Raw genomic sequence first — 26582 nt, 5'->3', positions numbered from 1 at the left:
GGCTGGCGTTCGCTCGGCTCGGTGTCGTTGGGGTGATTGGGGCTGACGGCTCGCGGGGACGCGGGCCGGGCGACGGCGGGGGCTGGCAACCCCCGCGGGGTCGAGCTGCGGCGGGGGCTGGCAACCCCCGCGGGGTCGAGCTGCGGCGGGGGCTGGCAACCCCCGCGGGGTTGGGCGGATCGACGCCGGCTGGCGCGGGCCGTGGCGTTCTGTCAAAAAGAACGAGTTTTGCGGGTCCTCAAGTGAGGATAAACAAAATGTACACGCTTGTGACCTGGTATTATGCGAAAACCCATCACGAGCCTTGCTTCCGAGAGGCGAAATACTCGGTCAAAGTCCCGCAAAACTCGTCTTTTTTGACAGCGGACGCGATTCCCATGGGTTTCGGTGCCGCGTGCGGCGCGTTGCTTTGACGGCGCGACCCGATTCCCAGGGACTTCGGCGCGCCGCACCGCTTTGCCGGTAGTTTACGGGTTGCGGAACGGCGGGCTTCGGTGCCGCGGCGACCCGCACGCCGCGCAAGCCCGCACCGCACGCGGCGTCACTCCTCGAACAAGGCTATGACGTCGGCTTTCGAGTGCGCGCCGAGCTTGGCGTACAGGTGACGAACATGGGTCTTAACCGTATTCTCGGAAAGGAATAGCTGCTGCTCGATTTCGGCGCGGCTTTTTCGCTGGGCGATCAGCCCCATGATCTCGGTTTCCCGGGCCGTGAGGCCGTATCGTTCCGCCAGCGACTCGCATCGCGCCATGAACCGTTCGCGCGGGCCGGGCACATGCAGTTGCCCGTCGAGGGTTATTCCCGATGCGCCCCAGTCTCCGTTCACGGACTTTTCGCTGGTCCAGACCAGTGCGCATACCAAAACCAGCACGATGCCGCCCAGCGCCAATCCAACAAGGAACGCCTCGTTGAAAAACAGGCTGTTCTGCAGCAGGCATTGGCGGATGCCGATTCCCGCGAAAATTCCCAACTCGCTCAACGCGCGGGCAAGGGCGAAGAGCCGCAGGGTGGGAACCTCGAAGCGAAACGCGATGTTTGCCAGCATGAGCAGTACGAACATGGTGAACCACACGTATGCCAGCTTGAGGGAAAACGAGACGGCGAATCCCCATTGCGGATCAGCGAAGGGAATCGCTGCCAGCGCGATGATGGAGAGGGGCAGGCCAACCTTTGCAAGGAACCGCACGTCGATGCGATCTTTCAGCGTGAGCGCCATCACGATGATCACGATACCCGCGAGTCCGGTCGCCACCACGCGGTGAATGGCTCCCATCCAGGTGGCATCGGGGATGACCGATCCTGCGGTGCCGGAAAGAAGTCCGGCGGCCGTCATGATGCCCAGCAGCTTCCAGGGAAGGGGGTAGCGTGTGTTCGCCGAGCGGGCAGGTTCCGTTGGAAGGATGCGCAAGCTCAGCAGGGCGCATGCCAACGACGCCAAGGGAAGCAGCGCCGTTGCGGCGATAGCGTACGGTTCCTGCATGGTGCTGACTGCGAACGAAACTACGGCGGCGGTGATGCACGAACCTGCGCCGTACATGAGCGTGCGCGTAGTTCCCATTTGGCTGTACGCTTCCGCCCAAAGACAAAAGAGAAAGGCGCCTCCGATAGCTGTTACGGCCGATACGGCAAACAGAATTGCCGCTGCGCTTCCTGCGGGGAACAAGACCAGTCCCAGAAGCGCTGTCCCTGCTGCCGTGATGATTACGAATGCAGTGCTTGCTTTTTTATGACTGCCGAGGCGACCGATGCGGTTTGAAAAAAGGGCGAGTACCAAAAACGTGCCAACGTCGCCTACGCGCATCCCGTAATTGATGGCCGCAAGTGACGCGTCGGGAAATCCGAAGCCAGGAAAAATGAAGGTTACGTGCGTGCAGCATAGCCATGCGACAAGCAATCCCATGCCCAAAAATCGCAGGGGGAACAGCAGCGCAGCAAGAGAATCTTCCTCTTCTGCCTGATCTTCGGGAACGATGGCTCGTACGACATCACTTGGTTTCACGGCGCCTCCTTGTGGTTGCCATATTGTACCAGGTCGGGTGCGTGGCGTTACGAAGAGACGCGCCCGCATCGTGAGGATGCGGGCGCGCTGCACGCTGCCGCAAATGCTGGGTATCTGGCAAGGGCTTTTGCTGAGCGCTTGGTCAAACCATGCGTCGAGCGCGTCTTTGCGGCAGTCGCCTGCATGCATGCGTGCTGTGCTTCGGGAGGGGTGAACGCAGGGGTGAGCTTGGATTCACCCCCTTGCTGGGCGGTTCACCCGCGACAAAACCCAAGGTTGAACGCATGATGGCCCAAGAGCCCAGGGAGGGCAGCCGATCGGCTTGGCGTGCGGCACCGACGCCGCGCTCAAGCTGACGGACACGTGAATTCTTCGGAGGGAGTTCTTATGAGCGAGATCACCAAAGGCCTGTCGCGCCGCAGCTTTCTGACGCTGGGAGGCGTGGCCGCGCTGGGCGGAGCCGCCGCGCTGGCCGGTTGCGCCCCGCAGGCGTCGAGCGAATCGAAGTCGGAGTCCGCAAAGGGCGACGACGCCGCTATGAAGACGGCCGACCAGACGAAAGAGTGCGACATCGCCGTAGTTGGCGCGGGCGGCGCTGGCATGTGGGCTGCGGTCGAGGCCGTGCGCGCCGGCAAGAGCGTCGTTGTCATCGAAAAGGGCGCGAATGTGGGCGTGGCGAACGGCTCGCTGGCGGGCGGCCCGTTCATCGTCGGCTCGAAGCTGCAGCAGGAAGCTGGCATCGACTTTACGGTTGAGGAAGCGTTCAACCATATTATGGAGTACGGCCACTGGTCCACGAACGCTGCTGCCATCAAGGCCGCCGTGGAGATTTCCGGCGAGACCATCGACCAGTTCACCAGCGATTTCGGCGTGCCCACCGGCCTGCGCCCCGACAATTACGGCGCTGGCCATGCTTCGGTGCGCGCCAACTTCCAGGCCGATCCCAAGGACTCGAAGACGCAGGCCAAGGGTGAGGCGCGCATGAAGCCGCTTCAGGAATTCGTTGAGTCCGAAGGCGGCGAGTTCCTGTTCAACACCGCCGGCAAGCGCCTTATCATGGAAAACGGCGCATGCGTCGGCGTGCAGTGCGAAGGCGAAGGCGTCATCGACGTGAAGGCCAAGCAGGTCATCGTGGCTACCGGCGGCTTCTTGGGCAGCGCCGACATGATGCTGGAGAAGTTCGGCACGTTCGTGAACCCGCTGGGCAACATCCTGTCCGTGGGCGAGGGCATCGACATGGTGCAGGCTGCGGGCGGCCAGGTGTCCACGCAGTGGGGCATCGCGGGCAACGAGTTCGCCGGCTCCAACCAGAAGGCCGACGGCTTGTACGATCGCAAGAACGCGGCGTTCACGGTGGGCATTTACGGCACGTTGCTGGTAAACAACCAGGGCCGTCGCTTCAGTAACGAAGGCAAGTTCGCGAACCTTCCGCTGGCGCTGGGCGGAGCCATCTCGCTGGTGGGCGGGAAGTACTACGCGGTGGTCGACCAGACGTACGTCGACGGCTTGAACGCGGGCACCGATGCGTGGACGCTGTGCGGCTCCGACGCCGAGAACTGGCGCACCGGCATGATGACCCTCAAGGGCAAGGCGCTCGAGAACGTTCAGGCGAACTTCGACGCCGCCGTCGAAGAGGGCTGGGCCTTCAAGGCGGATTCGATCGAGGCGCTGGCAGAGGCCATTGACGCCCCTGATTTGGCGAAGACCGTTGAAACCTACAACGCTGCGTGCGCTGCGGGCAAGGACGACCAGTTCTACAAGCCGGCTTGCTTCCTGCAGCCGGTGGCCGCCGGTCCGTTCTACGCCATGCAGTACGAGCCCAGCGCTTGGGTGACCATCGGCGGCATCCGCACGAACGACCGCTTGCAGGCTATCGACGCCGAGGGCGTGGCCATCCCCGGTCTGTACGTGGCGGGCGCCGACAACGGTACGCTCATGAGCGCGCCGTACACCGACTACGAGGGCTATTCCCTCATGTGCGCGTACTGCGGCGGCCGCCTGGCCGGCCAGTACGCCGCTGCGGCGATCGACGCGTAGCCTTTCGGTTCCCAGGGCGCGCAGACCCCTCCCTTACGCGCCCTGTTCCGTAGCTTCGGCGGCCTGCGCCGCTCGAAAAGAAACGGCCCGCACCTTGTGAAGCGTGCGGGCCGTTTCGCGTTTACTCGAACACGACGATTGCTGCGGGGTCTTTGATGCGCAACGCGGCTGTTTCCATGATGCGGAAGTGGTGGTTGAAGTCCACCAGCTCTGCGTACCCGACCGAAAGATCAAGGCCGAGCGCCAAGTCGAGGTACTCGGGCTCCGCGCACACCAACACGGCCTTGCCTTGGTCGATTGCGCTGGTCATGTAGACGTTGTCGCCGATCAGCTTCTTGATGCGGTCGATCTCCAGCATACCGGTGTTGGGCTGGAGGCGCTGCAAGGCCAGGAACAGATCCGGTGCCACGGCAAGCGCGTAACGGCCCAGGTACCCGGTCTTGGCAAGCTGGGAAACGGCGGCTGCTACGTCGGAAAACCCGTTCTCGCCCTTGTTCCAGTCGGCGCGCTTCATCTTGTTCGCGCCCTTGGCGGTGAGCAGGCCTTCGGTCCCCAGCAGCTGGCTGCCGTTCAGCACCAGGCTGTCCTCGCGGCGCGCAGCCTTCTTGGCTGCGGTAACGGCCGGAGCCAGATCAAGCGGCATGCCCGTTTGGGTGGCCAGCTCAAGATCGCGCCCGAGCAGGGTGAAGTCTTCGTACAGCATGGGCAGTTCAAGTTGCGTGCGCCCGACGATGCGGCCGATGCCGTCTTCGAGCACCTCTTCTTTGGCCACGCCGTCTACGGCGACGGTGGTTGCTCCGGGGCCGAGCGGTCCGTAGGTTTTCAGGAAGCGCCGTGCGGTCAATTGCTGGCGCGCCGTGCTTATGACGGCGTCGTCGATTCGGTTCCAAAGCTCAGCCGAAAGATCGGCCGATTCACGAGCGAGGTAATCCATATCGAACTCCTTTCGATTTGGGAAAGCGTGCGGCCACGCGCAAGGCAGAAAGCAAAGCCGACTGTCTTGCTGGGTCGTCGGCGGAAGGGCGGGCCCCTTCCGCACAGGTGGCAAGGTTAGGAAAGATCGCCCACCGTAGGAGCTGCTGCGGGTTCGGCGGGCGCCGGCGCAATCTGACCGTCCGTCTTGATGCCCAGGTCTTCCAGCATCTCCTGAACTTCGCCTTCGCCGTCCAGGAAGAACTCGGTTTCCTTCGGATCCAGATGGCGCATCAGCGTGATGAGCTCGCCCATGTGGGCCTTCTCCTCGTCGCGGATGTCGGCCAGCACGGCCTTAGCCGCGGGATCGTCGGTGGCCAGGTAGTGGGATTCGTACAGGTAAATAGCCTCAAGCTCTCCTGCGATGTCAAGGCGCAGTGCCTGCATGAGCTCGGCGTTGGTCATTTTGCGGTCGACGTTGCCGGCAAACGGATTAGCGAAACTGGGCATAGGGGCCTCTCTCTCCTTGTGTCGCTCCGATGAGCTGGCCGGTTGCGCTGTGGCCATAGCGCTCGTTGGTGGCGACTTCAGTGAACTTCTTGTCGTCATCATACGCTCTTCGTTCGAGAAGAGAGGTTACGAATCGGTAGTTATCAGTAACTATTCTCAATAACTACACGGTTTCGGTTTTAGTTCGCGTGACGTGCCGATAGGCGAGCACGCCGATTCCCGCCAGGCCAACGGTGATGGCAGCCACGATGGCCGCTGCGGCGTAGTTGCCGCTGCCCACCGCCCCGGCTACGAGCGTAGACGAAACGATAGACGGAATGCGTCCTACGGTCGTGAGTGCCACGATGCGCCACGCCGGGCTCGTTCCCAATCCGGCAACGTATGTGAGCAGGTCTTTCGGCGTTCCGGGAACAAGGAACACCAGAAACAGCACCAGCTCGAACCGCCGCGCGTCCTGCAGCCATTTGACTTCCGAAATTTTCTCGGGAGGGAAGAACAGCCTCACGACGCGCATGCCGAAGGTGCGGGTGAGCAGCAGGGCAAGGCCGGTTCCGATCGCGCTTGCCACCAGACACCACAGGGTGCCTTCGACCGTGCCGAACGCGTATCCGGCCGCGAGTTCAAGCGGTTCGCCGGGAAGGAAGGCTAGCACCACTTGAGCGGCGTTCGCTGCGACGAACGCGATGCGCCCCCCGATCCCCATGCCTTCCACCCATGCGCGGAAGCGCTCGGTATCCGATACGAACGCCAAAGCTTCGGGGCCGAAGCGAACGCAGAGCGCAATCAAGCCTGCGGAGCAGGCCAGCAGGGCAACGATGAACGCCGCGCGCTTCGCTATTTGCAGCTGCCGCGCGCGAGCGGCAGCTGCAGCGGCGCTTGCGGCGCAGGGAGGGAACTGCGACGAGGCGCCTGGCGCGATGGTTCGATGCAGTGCGGTGATGTCGTCCATGGGTGTCTCGATTCTCTGGTGCGATTAGCTTGCATCAGATGCTACGAGCCAAATATCTATTCCCGGTCAACGTCGCGTAAACTATAGGTCGAGTTCAAGGTCGGCATGCGAACCGCGCCGTCACGCGCGCGCCTCCTTCGGGGCGATTTTCGAGCGTGAGCGATCCGCCGTGCTTGTCGCACAGCAAGCTGCTGATGTTGAGCCCCAGGCCAAATCGCTCTTTCGACGGAGTCTCGCTGAAGAACGGCGCGCAGCCGTTCTTCAGGGCCGCGCATGAGAAGCCCGGCCCGTCGTCGTCCACGATGAGCACGAGTTCTTCACAGCCTTCGTGTTCTGTCGGCCGGACGTCCAGGCGCGTGGACACGGTTTTCGATGCGTAACGGAAGGCGTTCGCTAGAAGATTCTCTGCCACTTCGCTTACGAGCGAGCCGTCAACGCGCATCGAAGGCTGCTCGCATGCGCATCGCTGACTGGCGAACAGGGCGAAGCGCGCCTCGTTCGAGCGAGCCAGGCCGTTGCCGGCATCTTCGATCAGTTCGGCTATGCGGCTGAACGCGATGTCGGACCGTTCGGGTTCGCGATCCTCCAGCTTCTGGAGGCTGCTCATGGCCGCGACGTAGCGTTCGAGCCGTTCGACCTGGGCCGAAAGCGCCGCCGTCGAGGCTTCCAGCTGCTCGGGAGACGCCGTCCCCGCTTTGATGCGCGTATCCAGAAGCTCGATCTTGCCTTTCAGTATGGTGAGCGGCGTGCGCAAGTCGTGCGCGAAGGCAGCGTTGAGGCGCTTTCTTTCCTCGACCGTGCGCCACAGCGCTTTTTGCGATTCCGCCAGAGAAGCACGCATGGTTTCAAACGACTGAGCCAGTCTTCCCAGTTCATCGTCGCGGCCGCGCGCCACCGTGAAATCGAGGTCTTGCTTGGCTATTTTTTCGGTGGCGTTGTCGAGCACGGCAAGGCCCGGAGCAAGCCGCATGCGGAAAAAGCGGCGTGCGGCGGCGAATATGCACACGCCGAACCACAAGGGAAACATGAGAAACGACAAGAACCCGAACAGGGAGGAAAGAGCCAATGCGCTTGGTGATGCCGGCGTGCTGAGGTAGTAGCCGACGGGCGACGTCATGGGTCCTTCCGCCGCGGAACCTTCGGCCGTGTTCAGGGAGAAGAGCGGGGCATAGGGGCTGTCGGGGTTCTCGGCCAGCCATGCGTCGAATCGCTCGCGCGCCCATGCGTCGTAGGCGGGCAGGTTCGCGAGCGTCGCTTCGGTTCCGAAGGTGAGCTCGGGCGTTTCCTGCTCGCCGCTGGATTCGTAGTTGAAGTCGTAGACGAACGAGTGGTCGCTCGCGTCCGCTACGGCGGTGCTTTCGGGCAGCTCAGCCCGCGCGATCGACTGCATGCCGTCGCGTGCGCTTTGCACGAACGCCAGGCGGCTGTCGGACGTGACTTCGATCGACCGCGCCGCCACTAGGGAGTCGGTTTCCTTGTCGTAGAGGTAGAGACCCGATATTTCATAGGCATCGGCGGTCGCTTCGTTTTGCAGGCTGCCGAACAGCGCTGACGTTGTTAGGGACAGCACGAGCGCCGCAATCAGGAACAGCAGCATGTACGCCATGAACGAGGTCTTGAGCGATGCGTTGCGCCAGCGTTCCCTCAGCTGCGCGAGGCGGGCCGCACCTACGGACGCGCCGTTGTCGCCGTTGCTCGTGCCTGCGGGCCTGCCGTCGGCGCCGCCGGCCCGACCTACGCGCGCCATCGGTACCCCATTCCCCACACGGTTTCGACGGGGTCGTTTTCCGCTCCAGCCTTCGCCAGTTTCTTGCGGATGCGTCGGATGTGCTCGGTGACGACCGATGGGTCGCTCTCGTTCTCCCAACCGCCGACGCGTTCGTGAATTCGATCGCGCTCAAACACTTGACCAGGGTGTTTGGAGAGGAATGAAACAATGTCGAACTCGCGTCGCGTCAGCTCGACCGCGCTGCCCGCAACGCTGACGGTGCGCGCGCTGTAGTCGATGACGATGTTGCCGTCGAAGCGCACTTCGGCTTTCGTTTGGCGTCGTTGCTCTCGATTGAGGTGCGCGCGGATGCGGGCGCCCAGTACCGCTAGCGAGAAAGGTTTCAGCACGTAGTCGTCGGCACCCGCCTCGAACCCCTCAAGGGCGTCGATATCTTCCACGCGAGCCGTCAGGAACAGGATAGGGCAGCTTAGGTGTTCGCGAATGCGTCGGCATACCGTGTAACCATCCATTTCCGGCATGCCGACGTCAAGCACGATGAGGTCGGGCTTTTGCTGAACCCGCTTGAGCGCCGTTGCTCCGTCTTTGGCGGTAAGAACATGAAAGCCCTGGTCGCTCAAATATTCTTCCAATAGTTCGACGATATCGGGCTCGTCGTCCACGACAAGCACGGTGGTGACGTCGGTAGGTTTCTGTCCTGCTCTCATATGGTTCTTTCGCTTTAATGGGCATGCACGCGGCGAAGCATAGCACGGGAATCCCAACAAACGATCAACGCGCGGCCGCTGTGCGCTTCGCTATTCCTTGACCACCAGCACGGGGATGGGGGCCTCGCGAAGAACGTAGCTGCTCACGCTGCCCAGAATGCCGCGCAGCGCGCCCAGCCCGCGCGATCCCATGACGATGAGGTCGCAGTTGCATTCGTCGGCGTACGAGACGATTTGGGTTCCGGGGTGCGTTTCTTCGAGGATCTCGATGCGGATGCGATTCATCAAGCCGTCGATGATCCCATCGATCTGGCTATGCAGACGATCGTTCGCTTCGGCCGTTACTTCCTCGAACGCCTTGCGCATGCCTTCGGGCACGGCTGCGTCCACTATGCTCTGCGCTTCCAACCTGTTGATGACCAGCTTGTTCGTGTCTATGATCTGCACGATGTGCAGCGTAAGGCCGGGGTCTTCCTTGGCGAAGCGCACGGCCTCGGCCAGCGCGGCGTCGGCCGAGGCCGATCCGTCGTAGGGGACCATGACGTTGTCGTACAGCATGAGGACTCCTCTCTTTCGCACGGGGCGCATCGTTGCGATGGACCCGCGAAGGTGTTTCCAGTATAGCAGCCTGCCTGGTGCGCTCCCGGTTGGCGGGGAAGCTGTTGCTTTCACGCCTGCGCGCAGGCCGGGTTGTGGAAATTCCTGCGAGAAATCCACGAAAGCCCTCTTGCGAGGTGAGCGGGCTTTCTGTATACTTCATGTTCGCGCTTCGCAAGAGGCCGTATGCCAACGTGGCTCAGCTGGTAGAGCAACGCACTCGTAATGCGTAGGTCAGCGGTTCGAATCCGCTCGTTGGCTCCACGAAAGATGCAGGCCGTCAGGGTAGAACCTGGCGGCCTGTTTTTTATCAAGATCCACGGGTAGGGATGCCCTTTCTTTCGAAAGCAATGCGACTTCTGCAGCCTGTATAATGGCACCCATGAAGCAATCTAGGGGAAAGATCATCATCTCGCCAGACCTCAACGTCTGGCCGCACGAATACGAAACGGCCAAGGCGCTCGCGATGGCGGGCATGACCGTGGAGTTTATCCGTCGCAGCGAGGAGTACCGAACCACGTCCGCCGACGTGATCGTGAATGGGCTGATCTGGGAAATTAAAGCCCCCGAATCCGACAAGGCGAAAGTTATTGAGAAGAACTTGCGAAAAGCGCTGCATCAGTCGAAGAACGTCATCCTCGATGCTCGAAGGATGAAGAAACTACCCGATATGGTCATTGAGCGCGAGGTGCGGAAATGGTGCTGCGAGTTGAGAACCATCAAGCATTTGATTTATGTGAATCGTAGCGGGGAAGTTTGCATCATCAAGTGATACCTGTTAGAGTACGTATTAGCAAAGCGCCCGAATGGTGAGCATTTCACTTCCTCCGGCGCTTTCTTTTGTTATACAAAGACTGGTCAACAACCTCACCCGGAATGAGGTGCGGAAAGGTGGGATGCGGGCAGTTCCGCGTATTCCCTAGGCTTTCCTGCCGATGTAGAAGACGTATCCGTAATGGCGTCCGTACGTTGCGTACAGCTCGACTTCGCGTCGGTTTTCCGCCACGAACGCCGCCACGGTTTCATTGCCGGGGTACGTTTCCAGCAGCTTTTCGAGCGCCGTTTCGCGCGGTGCGAAGTACTCGTCGGTCCAGCAGCTTTCCGGTAGCGTGAAGCAAGCGATGAGCCGATACCCGCAGTTCTGCAGGACTTCGATGTTGTGGCTGATCGAATCCAGCCCGCTTCCAGCATCGGTCCAGAACTTCTCGATGACGGCAGGGTGCTGGTTCGTAAGCCACGAAGGGCACGTTACGGCAACGTAGCCGTCCTTTTTAAGGAAGCGGTGCCAATGGGCAAGCCCCTTCTCCAAGCCGATGTTGTCGACCGCACCTTCCGACCATATAAGATCGAGCGACTCCTGCTCGAAAGGCAGGTTGTCCATCGAGCCAACCATGCCTCGCACCCGATCCTTTAGCCCCAGCTGATCGGCGCGTTCGTTCAGTACGTCGATAAGCTGGGGGAACAGGTCGAGGCCGACCACGGTTCCCGTCAGGTGCTGCGCAAGCTCGAGCGTTTGCGGCCCGCTTCCGCAGCCTAGATCCGCTACGTTCGAGAAGCCGTCAAGCTCGCCTAGGAAGCTCAAGGCTTGGCGCGTCGTGTCGTCGCTGCCCGGCCCTTGCCTTTCCAGGTGCACGTGAGCCTCGATAAGCAGGTCAATTATGGATGGCTGGTTGGTTTCCATGTTTGGAGTCCTTTTTCTTAGGGCGCCCGGGACGTCATCCGCCGGAGTTCATTTCATCATACCCGATGGGCGGGCGCACTCCCCGACTCCCATGCTCGATTCTTTGCCGCGCGCGGCAGGGTGCGGTGTCCGCGGGCGAGCGCTCGGCAGGGCGAACGGGCGCGCATGGTTGCTAGGTGCTGCGCGCGCGGCAGGGCGCTCGCGAGCTCTTGGATGCTTTTCGTGCAACGGAAACGACGGCCTTGGCGACTTCGATTTCCCGAGGGGTTGGTTCCTTCTGGCAACAAGGTGCGTAGCATGCTAAGCTGTATAAACTCGAGTGCCTATGTAATTAATGGAATACAGGTTTGGATCACTTAACCGACAGAGAGTTCGATAGAATCTGCACGTATTTATCCCGCACGCTCGGGCTGAATATGCAGTCCAAACGCGTGCTGCTTGAATGTCGGCTCTCGCACGAACGGGAACGTCTGGGGTGCGCCTCGTTTTCGTCCTACTTCGATATGGTGGAGCGGGGCGCCGATCCCGAGATAACGAATCGCTTCATCGATCTTGCCACGACGCACTACACGTATTTTCTGCGCGGGCGGGAGCAGTTCGATTTTTTGCGTACCGTCGCGCTTCCTGAACTGGAACGTTCTCGGCCGCGTCGTACCTGGAACATACTATGCGCCGGCTGTTCCACGGGCGAAGAGTGCTATACCGCGTCTATGATCGTAGAGGACTATAGCCGCGATCACGCTATTCCCCCAGTGCGCATTACGGGCATCGACGTTTCAAGCGCGGCCATCGCGAAAGCCCGCCAAGCGGTGTATCACCCTATGCATGTGGAAAAGGTTCCGCCGCACTGGCTTTCGGACTACTTCACGCGCACCGGGGAAACCTATACGGTAACCGCCCCGATTCGCCGCCGCGTAGCGTTCGCGCAGGCGAATCTTTGCAATCCTGAGGCGCTGCGTCGCCGCTACGACCTTATTATATGCCGTAATGTTATTATTTATTTTGACGAACGCACTCGTGAGCAGGTGCTTGACAACTTGTATCGCCATTTAGCCGTTTCGGGTTACCTTATTCTCGGCCACGCGGAAATACTCCGTGACCGAGCAAGATTCGACTACAGGAAAGATTCGGTATATCAAAAGCGACCGGAAGCGACCGCCTTATGAACCTGTCATTTAAAAACGCGAGCATTAGCCGCAGTCTCATGGTTTCCTACCTCACGATCATCGTGCTGTTCGTGGTTTCTATTTGCGTGGCTATCTTCGGCGTTCATCAGAATTCAGTGATGACCACGGAGTTTTACGAGCGTCCGTATCAGGTGTCGAAAAGCGCCATCTTGCTGCGCAACACCATCGAGCAAACGTCTGCTTCGCTGAGGCAGTGCATTCTGACGGATGACCCCGCCGAAAGAACGCAGCTTGTCTCCGACATCGAGCAGCTGGCAATCGTGCGCGAAGCCGAGTACAACGTTGTTGCCAGCAATTTCAAAACCGACGTGGATGTTCTGACGCAGTTCGCCCTGACAAGCGAAAGCCTTATCGTTGTTCGCGATCAGGTTATCGAAGCGATACGCGCGGGCGACATCGAGCGGGCGCACGAGATGTACGATCAGAGCTACACGCCGCAAAAGGACATCATGGTGGCGCTGGCGAACAGCATCGTCGATATCGCCGAAAAGGAAGCTCTTGAGTACTCGCAGGATACAACCTACGTGGAAATCGCAACTTCGGTCATCATCGTGCTGCTGGGACTTTGCGCCATCGCGCTGGTGATGGTGCTTTGGCGTCGCATTACTCGTGCCATTGCGGTACCGGTGGTCGAGATCGAAGACATAGCGCGGCATGTGGCGGAAGGCGATCTTACGGTGCGTGCCGTTGCCGATTCGAGTAATGAGCTGGGTTCCCTTGCTGCGTCCATGAACAAGACGGTGGAAACGCTGCGCCTGACGGTGGAGCGGCTAAAGGAGACGGCCGATCAGGTGGAGCGCTCTTCGTCGCAAATGGCCGACGGCTCGCAGACCGTTGCGCAGGGTTCCGCCGAACAAGCCATGGCCATCGAGGAGCTGGCAACCAGCGTGCAGGGCATTAACCAGGTGGTGGAGGAAAACAACAAGAGCGTGGTTACGGCCAACGAAAACACCGCCATGGTGCTGCATGCCGTCGAGCAGAGCAATCGTCAGATATCCCAGGCCGTGAAGATCATCGAAGACATCAGGGTGAGCACGAGCAATATCTCGCAGCTTGCGAACACCATCGAGGATATTTCGTTCCAGACGAACATTCTTGCGCTCAATGCTTCCGTTGAGGCGGCGCGCGCGGGCGAGGCCGGCCACGGATTCGCCATTGTTGCCGAGGAAATTCGGCGTTTAGCGTCGCAGGTGAGCGAGGCGTCGCGCGCGGCCGATGAGTTCGCCGCCGATGCCACCCTCAACGTGGAAAACGGCAGCGCGCTCATTAAGACGACGTCGACCAGCATGGATAACGCTGTGTCTGCTACAGAGGGCGTGAAGGAGATGATGTCCGCCATCGCATTGGCGTCAGCGCAGCAGCTGGATTCTTTGTCGCAGATTCAGGAAAGCATGAACAGCCTGTCCGACGTGATCCAGGAAAACTCGGCGGCTTCGGAAGAGAGCGCGGTGATTGGCGAGGAGCTGGCTGACCAGGCTCGCGGCCTCAAGCGCCTGATCGATCGCTTTACGCTTGAGAAGCCCGCGCAGCGCTCAAACGGTGATGGCAAGTGACCGGGCGGACTGCTGCGCCTTCGTCGGATTCGACGTCGGAATCGGATCGTGCCGAGTGCCTTCAGCTGCGTGAAGCGAACGCCGTATTGCAGGACAAGCTCGATGCCATGCGAAGCTTGGCCTTTCGTGATCAGCTTACGGGCCTGTTCAGCCGACACTACCTTACGGATTACCTAGAGCAGAAAATGCAGGAGTCCAGCCATGATTCGAACACGGTGCTGGCGCTTTGCGATATAGATGACTTCAAGGCAATCAACGACGTGCGCGGCCACCAGTCGGGCGACATCGCCATTGTGTGCATCGCCGACATTCTGGATGATTTGGCTGGGAGCCACCCCGTTGTTCGCTGGGGCGGCGAAGAACTGCTTATCGTCATGCTTGCAACGTCCGACCATGACGCGCTGCGCCTGTGCAATCGCATGCGCGAAGAAGTTGCCGCGTATCGCATCGACGATGGGATGGGCGAGTTCTCCTGCACGCTTACGTTCGGGCTGTGCTCGTACGATTCCAGTTTTACGCTTGCCGAGAACTTCGCGCGTGCAGACCGCGCGTTGTATCGTGGCAAGGAAACCGGAAAGAACTGCTGCACGTTCGCTCAGTCTGAAGTGGCGGGTGAGCAAGCATGAAGCAGGCGAAGCGCGAGGAATTCATCGTTCAGGTTATCTTCAAGCCTAATTGCGGACTTGAGAACACGCGCGCGTCGCTTGTGATGCGCCGTATCGTGCCGCTGTGCGAAACGGCGTCGTGCCATCCCCGCGCAGTTAAAAGCGATCGATCCACCATTACGTACCTGCGTGACCACGGGCTGTTCATTCGCTTCACCTCTTCTGTTCCCGAACAGGTTTTGCTGACCATCAAAGGGTCGTTCTTTGTAGATAGATGCACCATCGTTGCTGATGAAAGCGCTATTCCTGCATACAAGAAGGAAAGCATTGCGTCTGGAGACTTGGGGGGAGCCGCGTCTGCGCTGCCGTATTCGTTTGCGGACGAAAATCACCTGAACGGGCGCGGGAGCCAGCTTGTCAACGTGTTGGCGCAGTTCGAAGAGGTGCATCGCAAGTTGCGCGAGCATGCCGAGAGCATGCCGCAAGACCATGAGCTGAACAGCATCGTGCTCTCGCATACGAAGGTGGTGGACGAGCTGCGCACGGCCGTTGCGCGGTCGCGTATCGAACGGTTCGATCGCATAGCGCCATCGCTGCGTGCGCTTGTTGCCGATTGCAGCCGGCGTTTTGGCGTGCTTGTCGACCTGGACATTGCCGACGGCCACATGGTTCTCGATCGGTCGGTGCTCGCTTCAATGGAGGAGATAATCAAGCGTCTGGTGCGGTTGTGTCTTCGCGACGGGATCGAGCAGCCCGAACATCGCATTGCCGCGGGAAAGCCTGCGCGCGCTCTGCTGCGCTTGCGATTGGAGGCCGATGGATCGGACGTGGTGTGCCGCATCGAGCACGACGGCATGCCGTTCAATTCGCACGACGTTGGGCAACATGCTGCGAAACACGGGCTGCTAACGCGCCCGCTTGAGGCGTATACCGAAGAAGAACTGGGCGCCCTCCTTTTGGTCCCTGGGTTTGCCGCTGCTTCCAAAACTCCTGTTGCAGGCATGTTTTCCCAATTCAACGAAGTTGCATCGCTTTTGCAGCACGTGGGCGGTCGCGGCGAGGTGCGCAATACCGATCGCAGCACGCTTGAGATCGTGCTGCACATTCCCGTGCCGTTCACCATTATGGAAGCAGCGCTTTTGCGCACGGGTTCAATGACGTTCGCGCTTCCCGCGCAACGCATCGATCGCTTTGAAGCGTATCATGCAAACTGGATCGAGCCTGATAGCCAAAGCGCACAAGAGCCTCAGGCGGCAACGCCCCAGCGGGTTCGCGCCGCGTTTTACGTGGGAGAGGACGGGAATCGCTCGAAGCTCATAAACGGAGCGAGTTCGGGCTCGCCTTTGAAGGCGGAGGATCCTCTGCTCGTTCTGTTTTTGGAAGAGCTGGGAGAGCGGCGTTGCCTTGTGGTGGACGCCGTAGTTGGCTACGAGCGGATTTCCGTAAGCCGGCTGCCGCAGTTGCTCGATCGGGGGTCCTTGCGCAAGGCCGGGTGCTTCGGCTATGCGCTTCTGAAGAACGGGGATCCTTGCGCGGTCGTGAGCATCCGTCATCTGTTGAACGCAGCGTTCAAGGAAGAGGGTTCCCATGCGTGACGTTGAGCAGCGCTTACGGTGGATAGAGGAACTGATAGGCGGCGGCCAGCGGGAGGCGCATCGCTCGAACGCGCTTGTCGTTCCCGTCGCAAACGGCAACATCGCCATTGCGTTCTCCTCTATTGAGGAAGTGGTGTCGTCGGGCAAGATGAAGTCGTTGGCGTTTCTTCCTAAGGAGTTTAGCGGCGTGCTCTCGCAAGGCTACGAACTTGTGCCGGTGCTCGATGTTGAGGCATGCGTCAGCGAGTCATCGTCTCAAATCGTGATCGTGCGCAGCAATGATTGCTTGTTGGGGCTGCGCTTTTCGGGCGATCCCTACGTGATCGACTTGAACGAGCTGGATCATGCGCCGTTGAAGACGGAATCCTTGCAAGATGCCGCCCGCGCTCCCTTGTCGCTGCTGGACGTCGACGCCATGGTTTCCTCGCTGCTTGCTGTTGGCTGATCGCGCGGATTGTCGGCGCTTGCGAGGCGGTATACTGGGCAGCGTTGATCGCTCGTTTTGGCTTACGAACTCGCAGGAGGTTGTTCGTGGAATTCGTCATTGCAACAGCTGAGCACCTTGATCGCATGTGCGACATAACCGACCAGGCGAAGCGTCAGCTTCGGGGTTTGGACGTGAATCAGTGGCAAAACGGGTACCCCTGTCGCGAAACGTGGGTGCAGGACATAGCGGACGGCTGCACGTATCTTGCCATGGAAGACGGTTCGGTGCAGGGGATCTTTGCCTACAAAGAGGGCCCCGATCCTTCGTATGCCGTCATCGACGGCGCGTGGTTGACCGGCGACGATGCGCGCTACGTGGCGCTGCATCGCGTGTGCGTGGCGGACGAAAGCAAGGGAAAGGGCGTGGCGGGCGCGATGTTCCAGTATGCGTTCGACCTTGCCTGCCGCGCCAACATGGCTTCCGTGCGCATCGACACGCACCCCGAAAACGTTCCGATGCGGCGTGCGCTTGAGAAGGCGGGCTTTCGGTATTGCGGCGAGATTCGTTTGGCCGAAGGCGCCGAACAGGGCGACCTGCGCATTGCGTTCGAGAAGGAACTGGCCTGATCGTAGGCTCGCGTCGCATCGGAACGCGCGCGTCGCCGCATGCCGTCGTCGGCTCACGCAGCATGCGCGACCGCTTCGCCTACGCGGCCGGGAACCTCAGCACCAGGTACACGCCCGCCATCAGCACCGTGAGCAGCATGATGGGGAAGGCCGTTTTGAAGAAGCCCATGAACGTGATCTCGTAGCCGAACTTCTTGCTGATGTCGGACAGCACTACGTTCGCGCTGGCTCCGATAAGGGTGCCGTTGCCACCCAGGCACGCACCCAGGGAGACGGCCCACCACAAAGGCGTTACGTCCATGCCCGACGCTTCCATGGTCAGCAAGATGGGGATCATGGTGGCTACGAAGGGTATGTTGTCCAGGAAGCTGGAGATGACCGCCGATCCTATCAGCAGCACCAGCATGGTTACGAACACGTTGCCCCCGGTCATGTCCACCAGCCCGTTCGCCAGCATGCCGATGACGCCGGTTTCCGCCAGCGCTCCAACAATGACGAACAGTCCGGCGAAGAACGAAAGCGTGGTCCATTCCACCTGCGAGAGCGCGTCTTCGATGCTCGTGCCCGATAGCAGGATGGTGATGCCGGCCACGCCGAGCGCGATGATGCTCGATTCCAGCCCTAGCGCTCCGTGCCCCATGAATCCGACGACTACGACGCCGGTCATGACAACGCTCAACTTGAGCAGGCGCGCGTCTTTGATGTACGTGCGCTCGTCAAGCTCCATGACGCGGGCGCGTTCTTCGTCGTTGACTTTCATGGACCGTCCGTACATGAAGTAGAACACTATCAAAATCGCGGCCAGGATGACCACGACGGCGGGGGCATCCATCATGATGAAGTCGAGGAACGTGAATCCTGCGGCCGATCCGATCATGATGTTCGGGGGGTCGCCGATGAGCGTGGCGGTTCCGCCGATGTTCGACGCCATGATCTCGGTCATGAAGAACGGGATGGGGTTGATGTCGAGCAGGCGGCATACGGTCAGGGTCATGGGCCCGATGAGCAGCACGGTGGTCACGTTGTCCAAAAACGCAGATAAAACGGCGGTGAGCAGCACGAACAAAAGCATGATCTTCCAGGGGTCGCCCCGTGCGATGCGCGCGCTCTTGATGGCCAGGTACTCGAACACGCCCGACAGTTTCACCACCGACACGAACAGCATCATGCCCAGCAGCACGCCCAGCGTGTTGAAGTCGATGTGCTCCATGGCTGCGTCGAACGGCATTACGTGCAGCGCGAGCACCACCATGGCGCCCACGATGGCCGCGAGCGACCGATGCAGCTTTTCGGTCATGATCGCCAGCATGACAACCACGAATATGACGATGGCTATGATCTGATTTGTGTCCATGCGGATTATTGTACGCCCGAAGCGGCAATCGAGGCCGCACTTTTCCAGCGGCCTGTCCGTCAATATGCGTCGAATGGCGGGCAGCGGGCTGCATGACGCCGGCGTCCGCCCGACGTCTGCCGTTGGTTTTCCTTCCGCGCGGCGCACGTTCCCTCTTAGGCTGTCTGAGGATGCTGCGCTTCGGTTGGCGCGCGGGCGCAACCTGATGATTGTATGGAGGGGCGTGCCTTGCGGGCACGGGGCGCGTTCGTGCGCGACAACCGAACGGGTATACTGATCGCATTGAAGCCGTACTACACGTACTACAAGACGAAGGACACTTTATGGGTTTGCAGTTCGCCGCCGCACGCGCCGTGAGCGCCGTCTCCACGTGGGGACTGAAGAACGTGTTTCATCGCCCTGCCGCCAACTTTCCCGGGAAGATCGCGCTGTACGTCGATCCGCGCATCATCGCCGATCTGACGCCGAAGCTGGCCAAGGGCTCGGTTGCGGTGGTCGGTACGAACGGGAAGACCACGGTCACGAACCTGCTTGCCGATGTGCTGGAGCAGGCGGGCCAGCGCGTGGTGTGCAACCGGACCGGAGCGAACCTGGATTCGGGCGTGGCCACGGCGCTGCTGCATGCGGGCCCGTCCGATTGGGGCGTGTTCGAAACCGACGAGCTGTGGCTGGCGAAGATCCTGCCGCATCTGAAGGCGAACTACGTTGTTCTGCTCAACCTGTTCCGCGATCAGCTGGATCGTGTGGGGGAGATCGACCGCATCCAGGACAGCATCGTGGGCGCGCTGGCTTCGTCGCCCGACACGGTGCTGGTCTACAACGCCGACGATCCGTTGTGCGCGATGATTGCCGAGCGTGCGGAAAACCGGTCCATCGCGTTCGGCGTTGCTCAGGATATGGGCTTGCCTCAGAACACGGTGGCCGACGCCACTATGTGCCAGCGTTGCTCGTCGATGTTTGAATATGCGTTTCGCCAGTATGGCCAGCTGGGAGATTTTCATTGTCCGACCTGCGGTTTCTCTCGTGCAAGCCTTGATTTTGCCGCCGAGGACGTGCGCTTGAGCACGGACGGCTTGTCATTTCAGCTGGGAAAGCCCCAGCAGGGTGTTGCCGCAAACGCGGGCGCGTTTTCGGTGCGCGCTCCGTTCAGCGGCGCGTACATGGTGTACAACCTGGCGGCGGTGGGTGTTGCCGCAAGCCTGCTCGGCTGCTCGAACGACGCGCTTCAGCAGGCTATCGATGCGTTCGACCCGCAGAACGGGCGTTTGCAATCGTACGAGATTGCCGGTCGGTCGGCGCTGCTCAACCTGGCAAAGAACCCGACCGGGTTCAACCAGAACCTCAAGATCATCTTGCAGGACGAAGGACCCAAGGCCGTGGCGTTCTTCGTCAACGATAAAGAAGGCGACGGTCGCGACATTTCGTGGCTGTGGGACATTGATTTCGAGGAGCTTGCCGCCGAGCGCGACTTGCTGGTGTTCGCGGGCGGCATTCGCCGCAACGACCTGCAGGTTCGCTTGAAGTATGCCGGACTTGACGCGCAGCTGATCGACGACGCTCACGACCTGTTCGGGCGTTTGTCCAACGTGCCTGCCGAGGTCAAGGCGTACCTTATTGCAAACTACACGGCGCTTCCTCCCGTTCATGCCGACATGGACGCGCTGGCCGCTGCTGAAACCGCGCCGTCGGCAGGCGCGCCGGGCGCTTCGGGCACGCTCGCTGCTGCGGACGCATCCGACGCTTCGCAGGCGCCTGTTGCTGCTGCGAGCGCGCCCTCGGCTTCGCAGGTGCCCCCTGCCGCCGACCCGTCGGATTCCGAGGCCCCGCTTGTTATCGCGCACCTGTTCCCCGACCTGCTCAACCTGTACGGCGACGGCGGCAACGTGCGCATTCTGGAACGCCGCCTTCGCGACCGAGGCGTTGCCGTGGAGGTCAAGCGCGTGAACCACGGGCAGTCCGTCGATCTGGCGGACGTCGACTTGGTGTTCTTGGGCGGCGGGCCCGATCGCGAGCAGCGCTTGGCTTCCACCGAGCTCATGCGCATGCGCGATGAGCTGCGCGCCTTCGTCGAGGACGACGGCGTGTTGCTGGCTATTTGCGGCGGCTATCAGATTCTCGGCAAGGAATGGCTGCTGGGCGACGAGGTGGTCGAGGGCCTGGGCATCGTCGACATGACCACCGAGCGCGCGGCGGGATCCGCTGACCGGCTGATCGACAACATCGTGCTGGACTCGCCTTTGGCGCAGATGCCGGTGGTGGGGTACGAGAACCATGCCGGTCGCACGCGTCTTGGCGCCGGCGTTCAGGCTTTCGGGCGCGTGGTTTCCTCGGTGGGCCATGGCAACAACGACGACGACAAGCAGGACGGCGTGCTGTACAAAAACGTGGTGGGAACGTACCTTCACGGTCCGCTGTTGGCGAAGAATCCGCAGGTGGCGGACGCTTTGCTGGCTCGGGCGCTCGAGCGCCGCGTCTCGCGTGCGGAAGTTCCCGCCCCCTCCCTTGCGGCGCTTGACGACACGGCGGAAAAGGCTGCGAACGAATACCTGTGCAAACGCTTGAACGTGCGCGTTTAACGAATAGCGAGGGCGGCTTCCTTGAGGATCCGCCCTCGATTCGCTATGGGCTTTTCCTAGTAAAGGCTTGTGCGCGCTTGCGCGGTCGCGCGTTCGTCGGCACAATACGTCCATGGACTCTCAACGAAGCAATCAAAGGCGCCCTTCGCGCGCGCATGAGGAATCACCTCGACCCACGCAAGAAAACCGTTCTTCGCGGCCCGGTTCCGTTCGGGCTTCTCGACCGGCCGCCTCGCGCGGCGCGGGCGATGGCGCAAGAAGGCGACCGAGCGTTCAATCCGCATCTTCTCCTACGCCTCGCGCTCGATTGTCGCGCAACGGCGCTGACGTGCCGCGCTCTTCAAAGCGGAAGCGACCCAGCAAGCTGGTGATCGCGCTTGCGGTGGTGGGCGTGCTCGTGTTGGGCGGAGCCGGCGCGGCGTTCGCGTACTACGGCATTTTGTCGGGGAACCTGCACGCCGGGGTCGATGCCAAGTTGCGCGCGGCGCTCGTTGATACGGATTTGGCGAAAGAGCCGTTCTACGTACTGCTTATGGGCACGGACGGGTCGAACGATCGTCAGGCTTCCCAGGAATACGCAGGGGACCAGTTTCGCAGCGACAGCATCATACTTGCGCGGATCGATCCGGTCGACAAAAAGGTCACCATGGTTTCGATCCATCGAGACACCCTGGTTGACATGGGCGAATACGGTCAAAACAAGCTGAATGCCGCTCACGCTATCGGCGGTGCGGCACTGGCGGTGGAGACCGTGTCCAAGTTGGCGGGCGTGCCCATTTCCCATTACGCGGAAATCAACTTCGACGGCTTCAAGGACGTGGTGGACGCTTTGGGCGGCGTTGAGGCGGACGTTCCCATGGAGATCGACGACGAAGACGCCGGCGGCCACTTGGATGCCGGCGTGCAGACGCTCAGCGGCGATCAAGCCCTTATCCTGTGTCGTTCGCGGCATGCGTACGATGAGTTCGGAGACGGCGATTCGTATCGCGCGGCGAACCAGCGATTGGTCCTGGGGGCTATTGCGAAGAAGATCCTCTCGGCTGACGTGGCCACCATGGCAAGCACCGTGCAGGCCCTTTCCCAATACGTGACCACCGATCTTGAAATTACGGACATCGTGGGCATAGCTCAAACCATGCAGGGGCTTGATCCGGCAACGGATATGTATTCCGGCATGGAGCCCACCACGTCCAGCTACATCGACGGCGTGTGGTACGAGATCAACAACGTCGAGCAATGGAAGGCCATGATGGCGCGCGTTGACCAGGGTCTTCCGCCTACGGAGGGCGATATCGTCGACGAGGTGTCGGGTACCATCTTGGCCAGTACGGGCAGCGGGCAGCTTGTGAACGAGAGCGGCGATTTGAGCGGCGGCGGCGCTTCGCAGAAGCGTTCGGGAACGGTTGCGGTGCGCAATGGAAACGGCATAACCGGCGCGGGGTCCCAGGCTGCCGAGCGCGTTCAATCGCTGGGCTACAAGGTGGAGTCGGGCAATGCGGACAGCTTCGATTATCCGCAAACGCTTGTCGTATACGAGCAGGGTGGAAAAGCGGATCGCGCCCAGGAGATTGTCGATGCGCTTGGCGTGGGCAAAGCTATGGTTAACGACGGGTCGTACGTTATCAACGCCGATTTCCTGGTGGTTTTGGGAGCCGACTGGAAATAGCTTACATGCCCCAGGTCCAGTCGTTGAGCAGCAGTCCTTTCGCCAAGCCCAGCACAAGGATGTGCAGGGGATAGTACGCATAGAAGAACCACTTCATCGGCAGGCCGCGCTTTCCGTTGTATGAGAGCAGCAGCGGAATGGTGGCCGTGCATCCAGCCAAGGGGTACAGCGCGAAGGATAGCAGAACCAGATTGGAGCTTGCCAGATATCGCGCAAGCGCGGGGATTCCGTCTGCCAATATGGGCAGCAAAAGCGGGTAGACAATGCGCTGGCGTCGATCTTCAAGGATCTTCATCATGAGGACCATGATGGGCCCTAGAATGCCCCAGTCACACAGAGAGCTTGCCGCCATCAGCGCCGCCGCGATCGCCCAAAAACCTGCTCGGTTTTCCAGGCGGTCGTAAAGATACAGCACGGCTAATCCGATGAGCAACGTGAACAGCACGTTGAGGTTTCCTGCAAGAAACAACCCGTAGGGTATTTGAGATATAAGGGCAAACACGAGCAGGCGCCGGGCGTATTTAGGTACGCTTGATGTGCGTCGGTAGCCTTCTACCAGCAGAAATGCCATGATGGGGAAGGCGAGTCCGCCAAGACCGAACAGTAGGCAGAACGCTTCGGCAGGTAGGTAGGGATAGAACATGTAGGACGCGTGGTTGGCTGTCATGCCGACTATGGCTACGATTTTCAAAGCGAAGGACGAGACGCCCCTACGCGTGTCTTCATCGGTTGTATTGAGCGATTCGTTCATAGGATTCCAGTATACTGGGACGGCTGGGGGATTGCGGGATGAAGGGCGAAATTGCGTGATGCAGGCAAAGGACGGCTCAAACGGTTCAAGCGGATCAAACGAGGCTGGGAAAGCGAACCGGCCCGTTTCGGCCTCGGCCTCGGCTCCGGGGGAGGGTTCCTCGGCCGTGCTCGCTTTGTTTCGGGCTCCCGGTTTGTTTGTTGCGGCAATCGTGCTGTCGGTGATGTGCTTCCAAGTCTTCCCGGACGATACGCTGGAGTCTTCGCTTGTGCAGGGGATTGCGCTGTCGATCATGGTGCTTGCGCTTGTGAGGATTGGTCGTCCCAAGGCGTTGCAGCGTTCTTGCAAGACGATCAGCTCCCTTGGCCGTTGGGTGGTTTTCGTGCTTGCGGTAGGGTTTGCCGCGGGCATCGCGCTGTGCCTGCTTTCCGAACCGGTTGGTTTCTTTGATTCGGACGCCGCGGCGCGCGTTGCCTTCATTCTTCCGATATGCCTGATGACCGGCTTGTTCGAAGAGGGTGTTTTCAGGGTTCTTGCCCTGGATGCGTTCTTGACGCGCTTGGCCCCGCTGCGTGCTGCGGTGGTTTCGGCGGTTTTGTTCGGGCTGCTGCATGTGTCGTTCGGACAGGCGCTGGCCGTTGGGGACGCGGTTGCGTGGACGCAGGCCGTGCTCAAGCCGGTGCAGGCGGGGCTGTTCGGCTTCTTCATGGCCGTTTTGTACCTGAAGGGCTGCAGCCTGTGGTTTCTAGCCTGGGTTCACGCTGCATTTGATCTGGTTTATCTGGGCCCGATCATGCTTGCTACGGGGATGCAGCCGGTCTACGTGACCGGCGGCTTTGACGATCTGATCGTGCTTGCGGCTGCTACGATCCTTTTGCTCGCGCCTGCTCGAGCGGCGTGGTCGGCTTTTCGCGCGCCGTCGAAGGCGGCCTCGGATTCGTAGCGGTTTTCCGCCCTCAGTCTTGGTTGGCGCACGAGCATTTGTTGCGCTTCGCACGGTACAAGTCGTTGTCGGCTTGCCGGTACAGATCTTCGAACACCGGGTTGCCGCATGTTTGCGAGCAGTTGCTGCGAGCTACGCCAACAGCTAGCGACAATGATGCGAGCGGGTTTTCTATGGCTTCGTCGTGAAAACCTTCGAATGCTTCGCTTTTGATGCGCTCCACCAGGCGATCGAGGTCGGACGTGTTTTGCGCATGCGGTACGAACACGGCGAACTCGTCGCCGCCGAACCGCGCGACGACGGCGCTAGGGCCTGCGACGTCCTTTAGGAATGCGGCAACGTGCGTCAGGACGCGATCGCCCGTGGGATGTCCGTATCGATCGTTCACTTCCTTGAAATCGTCCACGTCGATGAACAGGAGCGCGCACGTCTCGCTGTGCTGCTCGCAGTGTTTTCGAATGCGCTCGATGGCCGTGCGCCGTGCAATTGCCCCGGTTAGGTCATCGTGCTCCGCAAGCGCTCTGTACGTCTGCTGCTGCACCATCATGGCGTGCGTGTCCAGAAGCCTTCCCACATGGCGATACGGTTTTCCGTTTTCGTCTCGCAAGACGACGGATTGGTATCGGCACCACAGGGGGTTGCCTTGCGCGTCGGGCAAGGCAACGTCAACGTCGACGCGCGCTGCTGCGTGGTTCGTGCACGCGTGCTGGTAGATTTCGAAATCACCGTGGTTGGCCTGGCACGACGGCCCCTGCGGACCCAGTTTGTCGAAGTCGCTCGACGCCATGGGACGCCCGAACCGTTTTTCGAAATCCCCGAACACCTCCGTTTTCTTAAGGCGGCAGTTCGCGTCGAAGAGCACATCGTTGTTGAGCTCTGCCAAGATGGTGAGCCGCTCGTTGCTTTTCTCGAGTTCTTCTTGGTAGGTGATCTTGTCGGTGATGTCGAGCGTTGCCACGTAAAACCAGCGAACGCCGTCCTCGTCAACCACCAAGCGTCCCCAATCCTCAATCCAGCGAACGCTGCCGTCTTTTTTCTTGATGCGGTAGGTGACGACATCGGTGTCGCCGTACTTCATCTGTTCGGCTATGGACTCTTCCACGGCCTCGAGGTCTTCGGGATGGACAAATCCCCTGAACGAGTTTCCGGTTGCCTCTCGAAATGCCTGCTCGGTTTCGTAACCGGTCATTTCAAGCAGTCCGGCGCTGATCGAGCTGAATTCTTCGCCACCGTCGGCGTGGTAGCGGAACAGCCCTCCCGGCATGCGTTTCAGGAAGTGGTGGTATTCTTCTTTGATTTTTCGCTCGTTTGCCAAGGCCGATCGCAGCTTGCGCTGCGCTTGGTTCATTTCGATGGCGTTCATGATGCGTCGAGATGCATAAGGGCTGAAGGGTCGAACGATGATGTCCAACGCGTTCGGCGTCCGTTCGGTGGAGGGCGCTTCGTTGTGGTCATCTACAATCAAAAAGAACGGAATGCCGTCGGTTACGCTGGGCCCTTCGAAAACGTTTGGTCCGGTCATGCTTGCAAGATGGGGGAAATCGTTGTCTGCAATGATGGCCGATATGCCCTGTTTCGATCCTCTGACAAGGGAGAACGCTTCCAGGATGTCAGATGCTTTCAGCACGGTGCATGTTTGCGTCAGCAGGCTCCCCAGCTCTTCACGGTCGCTTTCGAGCGTACTTGCGATTAGGACGGTGTGCATGACGGTCGTTCCCCTTCGGCCGGCAGGCCCTCGCTTCTTGCGAGGCGAGGGCCACGTGGTATGGGTGGTGAAGGCATCGTTTTGTTTTCGAGTGTAGCATAGCGAGTGCGAGGCGAAGCTGACGAGCCCGTTGTTCGGAAGTGGGTTTTGACGGCTTGCCGTGGGCGTTTGCGCGTGCTGGGCGACCGGCGGGTTCGGCTTGCTGCGAGCGTGAAAGCTGCGTTTGAGAGTGCGTAGAAAATAGCGGAAATTTGTTCTTGCGTTTGCAAAGCGAATCCGGTAACATATTCAACCGCTTCGGAAGAAGCACGATTTGTGCGGGCGTGGCGGAATTGGCAGACGCGTACGGTTCAGGTCCGTATGGGGGCAACCCCATGGAGGTTCAAGTCCTCTCGCCCGCACCATTTGAATTGCAAGGCCCCTGGTTCCAGGGGCCTTTTAGTTGTGAACACGGATCTTGCTGGGAAGTTTCT

At 60.5% G+C, this 26582-nt stretch carries 22 protein-coding genes and 2 tRNA genes; 13 read left to right on the top strand and 11 right to left on the bottom strand.

Features of this window, described 5'->3' with window-relative positions:
- Positions 1-541 precede the first annotated feature (541 nt).
- Entirely contained in the window at positions 542-1558 is a 1017-nt protein-coding gene (locus LQE90_RS02955) for a helix-turn-helix transcriptional regulator (protein ID WP_231088175.1), read from the bottom strand.
- Positions 1559-2386: 828 nt separating this feature from the next.
- Here LQE90_RS02955 and LQE90_RS02950 point away from each other — a divergent pair.
- Entirely contained in the window at positions 2387-4036 is a 1650-nt protein-coding gene (locus LQE90_RS02950; protein WP_114566722.1) for an FAD-dependent oxidoreductase, read from the top strand.
- A 121-nt stretch (positions 4037-4157) separates the two neighbouring features.
- Here the strand turns inward: LQE90_RS02950 and LQE90_RS02945 are convergent, their stop codons facing one another.
- The 6 genes from LQE90_RS02945 to LQE90_RS02920 all read right to left on the bottom strand — a co-directional run bounded on the left by LQE90_RS02945 (position 4158) and on the right by LQE90_RS02920 (position 9401).
- Complete coding sequence (locus LQE90_RS02945) at positions 4158-4970, bottom strand: family 1 encapsulin nanocompartment shell protein (RefSeq protein ID WP_216529312.1); 813 nt, start codon at positions 4968-4970, stop codon at positions 4158-4160.
- A 116-nt stretch (positions 4971-5086) separates the two neighbouring features.
- Positions 5087-5458 (bottom strand): demethoxyubiquinone hydroxylase family protein, encoded by a 372-nt coding sequence (locus LQE90_RS02940; protein WP_114566720.1) that lies wholly within the window; start codon positions 5456-5458, stop codon positions 5087-5089.
- 163 nt (positions 5459-5621) lie between these two features.
- A complete protein-coding gene (locus LQE90_RS02935) occupies positions 5622-6407 on the bottom strand; it encodes a TVP38/TMEM64 family protein (RefSeq protein ID WP_216529313.1) in 786 nt (261 codons plus the stop codon).
- Between the two features lie 94 nt (positions 6408-6501).
- Positions 6502-8154 (bottom strand): sensor histidine kinase, encoded by a 1653-nt coding sequence (locus tag LQE90_RS02930; RefSeq protein ID WP_216529314.1) that lies wholly within the window; start codon positions 8152-8154, stop codon positions 6502-6504.
- Entirely contained in the window at positions 8142-8843 is a 702-nt protein-coding gene (locus tag LQE90_RS02925; protein ID WP_216529315.1) for a response regulator transcription factor, read from the bottom strand. Before LQE90_RS02925 ends, LQE90_RS02930 begins: the two co-directional genes overlap by 13 nt.
- Before the next feature lie 90 nt (positions 8844-8933).
- The gene (locus LQE90_RS02920; protein ID WP_114566716.1) at positions 8934-9401 is read right to left on the bottom strand and encodes a universal stress protein; all 468 of its coding nucleotides are present in this window, start codon (positions 9399-9401) and stop codon (positions 8934-8936) included.
- A 227-nt stretch (positions 9402-9628) separates the two neighbouring features.
- On the opposite strand from LQE90_RS02920, the gene LQE90_RS02915 reads away from it, so the two are divergent.
- Positions 9629-9704, top strand: a tRNA-Thr gene (locus tag LQE90_RS02915).
- Between the two features lie 109 nt (positions 9705-9813).
- A complete protein-coding gene (locus LQE90_RS02910) occupies positions 9814-10212 on the top strand; it encodes a CdiA C-terminal domain-containing protein (protein WP_216529316.1) in 399 nt (132 codons plus the stop codon).
- Positions 10213-10359: 147 nt separating this feature from the next.
- On the opposite strand, the gene LQE90_RS02905 is transcribed toward LQE90_RS02910, so the two are convergent.
- Complete coding sequence (locus LQE90_RS02905) at positions 10360-11121, bottom strand: class I SAM-dependent methyltransferase (protein ID WP_216529317.1); 762 nt, start codon at positions 11119-11121, stop codon at positions 10360-10362.
- 347 nt (positions 11122-11468) lie between these two features.
- Between LQE90_RS02905 and LQE90_RS02900 the strand changes: the two genes are divergently transcribed.
- From LQE90_RS02900 to LQE90_RS02875, 6 genes are all read left to right on the top strand, one after another.
- On the top strand, positions 11469-12287 hold the full coding sequence (locus LQE90_RS02900; RefSeq protein WP_216529318.1) for a CheR family methyltransferase: 819 nt from the start codon (positions 11469-11471) through the stop codon (positions 12285-12287).
- The gene (locus LQE90_RS02895) at positions 12284-13861 is read left to right on the top strand and encodes a methyl-accepting chemotaxis protein (protein WP_216529319.1); all 1578 of its coding nucleotides are present in this window, start codon (positions 12284-12286) and stop codon (positions 13859-13861) included. Before LQE90_RS02900 ends, LQE90_RS02895 begins: the two co-directional genes overlap by 4 nt.
- Positions 13858-14487: a GGDEF domain-containing protein gene (locus LQE90_RS02890; protein ID WP_231088174.1), complete on the top strand. Its 630-nt coding sequence runs from the start codon at positions 13858-13860 to the stop codon at positions 14485-14487. Before LQE90_RS02895 ends, LQE90_RS02890 begins: the two co-directional genes overlap by 4 nt.
- Positions 14484-16061, top strand: coding sequence for a chemotaxis protein CheA (locus LQE90_RS02885; RefSeq protein WP_216529320.1), 1578 nt, complete (start codon positions 14484-14486; stop codon positions 16059-16061). Before LQE90_RS02890 ends, LQE90_RS02885 begins: the two co-directional genes overlap by 4 nt.
- A complete protein-coding gene (locus LQE90_RS02880) occupies positions 16054-16506 on the top strand; it encodes a bifunctional autolysin (RefSeq protein ID WP_216529321.1) in 453 nt (150 codons plus the stop codon). Before LQE90_RS02885 ends, LQE90_RS02880 begins: the two co-directional genes overlap by 8 nt.
- 86 nt (positions 16507-16592) lie before the next feature.
- Positions 16593-17114 carry a GNAT family N-acetyltransferase gene (locus LQE90_RS02875; protein WP_216529322.1) on the top strand — a complete coding sequence of 174 codons (522 nt, stop codon included), beginning with the start codon at positions 16593-16595 and terminating at the stop codon, positions 17112-17114.
- Positions 17115-17193: 79 nt separating this feature from the next.
- Here LQE90_RS02875 and LQE90_RS02870 read toward each other — a convergent pair whose 3' ends face one another.
- Positions 17194-18468 carry an ArsB/NhaD family transporter gene (locus LQE90_RS02870; RefSeq protein WP_114566753.1) on the bottom strand — a complete coding sequence of 425 codons (1275 nt, stop codon included), beginning with the start codon at positions 18466-18468 and terminating at the stop codon, positions 17194-17196.
- 323 nt (positions 18469-18791) lie between these two features.
- On the opposite strand from LQE90_RS02870, the gene LQE90_RS02865 reads away from it, so the two are divergent.
- Both LQE90_RS02865 and LQE90_RS02860 read left to right on the top strand, forming a co-directional pair.
- Positions 18792-21044 carry a MurT ligase domain-containing protein gene (locus LQE90_RS02865; RefSeq protein ID WP_216529323.1) on the top strand — a complete coding sequence of 751 codons (2253 nt, stop codon included), beginning with the start codon at positions 18792-18794 and terminating at the stop codon, positions 21042-21044.
- 328 nt (positions 21045-21372) lie between these two features.
- The gene (locus LQE90_RS02860) at positions 21373-22710 is read left to right on the top strand and encodes an LCP family protein (RefSeq protein ID WP_216529324.1); all 1338 of its coding nucleotides are present in this window, start codon (positions 21373-21375) and stop codon (positions 22708-22710) included.
- A 1-nt stretch (position 22711) separates the two neighbouring features.
- On the opposite strand, the gene LQE90_RS02855 is transcribed toward LQE90_RS02860, so the two are convergent.
- On the bottom strand, positions 22712-23461 hold the full coding sequence (locus LQE90_RS02855; protein ID WP_216529325.1) for a TraX family protein: 750 nt from the start codon (positions 23459-23461) through the stop codon (positions 22712-22714).
- A 58-nt stretch (positions 23462-23519) separates the two neighbouring features.
- On the opposite strand from LQE90_RS02855, the gene LQE90_RS02850 reads away from it, so the two are divergent.
- On the top strand, positions 23520-24404 hold the full coding sequence (locus LQE90_RS02850; protein WP_216529340.1) for a CPBP family intramembrane glutamic endopeptidase: 885 nt from the start codon (positions 23520-23522) through the stop codon (positions 24402-24404).
- Between the two features lie 13 nt (positions 24405-24417).
- Here the strand turns inward: LQE90_RS02850 and LQE90_RS02845 are convergent, their stop codons facing one another.
- Positions 24418-26109, bottom strand: a complete 1692-nt coding sequence (locus LQE90_RS02845; protein WP_216529326.1) for a diguanylate cyclase — start codon at positions 26107-26109, stop codon at positions 24418-24420.
- Between the two features lie 317 nt (positions 26110-26426).
- On the opposite strand from LQE90_RS02845, the gene LQE90_RS02840 reads away from it, so the two are divergent.
- A tRNA-Leu gene (locus LQE90_RS02840) sits at positions 26427-26513 on the top strand.
- Positions 26514-26582 lie beyond the last annotated feature (69 nt).

It is taken from the genome of Paraeggerthella hominis, from assembly GCF_021044775.1.
Taxonomy (GTDB): domain Bacteria; phylum Actinomycetota; class Coriobacteriia; order Coriobacteriales; family Eggerthellaceae; genus Paraeggerthella; species Paraeggerthella hominis.
Note: the sequence above shows the minus strand (reverse complement) of the source record. Positions and strands in the feature narration are given on the sequence as shown.